A 1,989-nucleotide genomic window follows, 5' to 3' on the forward strand; every position below is an offset into this window, starting at 1 on the left:
GGGCGATTAGCTCAGTGGGAGAGCGCTTCGTTCACACCGAAGAGGTCACTGGTTCGAACCCAGTATCGCCCACCCTGGTCCGAAGGCCCGTCTGCGAACAGCAGGCGGGCCTTCGGCGTGTGCACGTAAAAGGCGGCCGGAAATACGGACGGTATTCCGACGGAAAGCGTCCGGATTTCCCGCAAGTGCGACAACATGCGAATTCACCGCGCTGCCAAGTCCTCTTTGCGCACACTCTTCTGATTCCCGGTCACGTCCATCCGGCACCGCGCGTACGGCACTCGGGGCTCCGGGGCGGGCGGCGGCGGTTTGGACTCGCCCCGCCGGGACCTGTATGGTTCAGTGCGTTGCCGGGCGATTAGCTCAGTGGGAGAGCGCTTCGTTCACACCGAAGAGGTCACTGGTTCGAACCCAGTATCGCCCACCGGCACGAGGAGCCGGTCCGCACACAGCGGGCCGGCTCTTCCGCTGTCCGGGGCCGCGCACACCGCCCCGGTTACGCCGCGGCCGACAGCTCCTGGCGCAGCGGCCACTCCGTACTCACCAGCTCCGGCGACCCGCTGCGCGCGAACCACGCCTGGAGGCCCCGCGCCTGCGCCGCGTGCCAGCCCACCTGCAACGCGTGCAACTCCGCCGGGGACAACCGCTCCAGCCGCGCCGCGAACCGGCGCCCCATCGCCCGCACCACGTCCAGCGCCGCCATCGCGTCCGCCGCCGCGTCGTGGGCGCCCCGCAGCTCAACCCCGTACTGCTCGCACAGATCGCCCAGCGTGCGGCGGCCCTTGCGGTAGCGGTCCAGCTGTTTGTCCAGGACCCTCGGGTCCAGCACCCGCAACGGCGCCGACTCGAACCAGCGGTCCAGTGACGACGCCCGGTGGCGGCGCAACTCCCGGTCCAGCAGGGTCAGATCGAAGGGCGCGTTCATCACCACCAGCGGCCGGCCCATCGCCGTGTGCTCCGCCAGCTGCTGGGCTATCTCGTACACCACCGGCGCCGGCCAGCGGCCGTTGCGCTGGAGGTGCTCCTCCGTCAGCCCGTGCACCGCCGTCGCCCCCTCGGGCACCGGCACCCCCGGACTGACCAGCCAACGGCTCACCCGCGGCCGTGTCCCCGGCGCGTCCTGGACGACGACGGCGGCCGACACGATCCGGTCGGTCTCGACGTCCACGCCCGTCGTCTCCGTGTCGAAGGCGGCCAGCGCCCCTTCGTACCAGCACGTCATCCCAACCCAACTCCTCGTCTGCGCACGGCGGCTGACGATCCGTCTTCTGCCCGTTTGGTGATACCCGGCCCGTTTGCGCCGTACGCCGGGAGGAGACAACATGAGTACGGGTCTTTGCAGTTCAGCGGCCCGCAGTGGGGAAACCCCCGGTTCGGAAGGCTGTTGTCCCATGGCCATGGCGCAGCCCGAGCGGGGCGGGCTGCTGCCCGACCGCACGGGTCACCTTCGCGGCACCCTCGCCACCACCGCCTGCATGGAGACCCTGCAGGTCGGTTATCTGCACGCGGTCGCCGCCGCGGCCGGCTGCTCGCTGTCCCAGCCGTTCCCCGACAACGGCATCGACTGGCACGTCAGCCACAGCGCCCCCGGCCACACCGTGGACGACGAGGTCACCATCAAGGTGCAGCTCAAGTGCACCTACCAGCTCGCCCCCCGGCCCCCCGGCCCCTCCTTCTCCTTCACGCTGGACAACGATCACCTGCGCAAACTCGCCCGCACCCCCGTCTCGGTGCACAAGATCCTCGTCGTCATGATCGTCCCGCGCTCCCAGGACGACTGGCTGCGCGCCGGACACGACCGGCTCGACCTCAGACACTGCTGCTACTGGGTCAACCTCGCCGGACACCCCGTCACCGGACGCACCCGCACCACCGTCCGCGTCCCCACCGCGCGCATCTTCGACGACCGCGCCCTCTGCGAGATCATGACGCGCGTCGGCACCGGAGGCAGGCCATGACAAGCCCCGACGAACCCCTGCGAGTGCTCCG

The 1,989-nt window shown here is 70.1% G+C and carries 2 protein-coding genes and 2 tRNA genes; 3 read left to right on the plus strand and 1 reads right to left on the minus strand.

All coding sequences use genetic code 11. The annotated features are described in order from the left end of the window. Both GT030_RS26705 and GT030_RS26710 read left to right on the plus strand, forming a co-directional pair. A tRNA-Val gene (locus GT030_RS26705) sits at nt 1-72 on the plus strand. A gap of 280 nt (nt 73-352) precedes the next feature. Then, nucleotides 353-424: transfer RNA gene (locus tag GT030_RS26710), tRNA-Val, on the plus strand. Between the two features lie 72 nt (nt 425-496). Here GT030_RS26710 and GT030_RS26715 read toward each other — a convergent pair. After that, nucleotides 497-1,222, minus strand: coding sequence for a 3'-5' exonuclease (locus GT030_RS26715; RefSeq protein WP_161203303.1), 726 nt, complete (start codon nt 1,220-1,222; stop codon nt 497-499). A gap of 169 nt (nt 1,223-1,391) precedes the next feature. Between GT030_RS26715 and GT030_RS26720 the strand changes: the two genes are divergently transcribed. Further along, nucleotides 1,392-1,958 (plus strand): DUF4365 domain-containing protein, encoded by a 567-nt coding sequence (locus GT030_RS26720; RefSeq protein WP_030810724.1) that lies wholly within the window; start codon nt 1,392-1,394, stop codon nt 1,956-1,958. Nucleotides 1,959-1,989: the final 31 nt, after the last annotated feature.

Source organism: Streptomyces sp. SID1328 (assembly GCF_009865595.1).
Lineage (GTDB): Bacteria > Actinomycetota > Actinomycetes > Streptomycetales > Streptomycetaceae > Streptomyces > Streptomyces griseoluteus.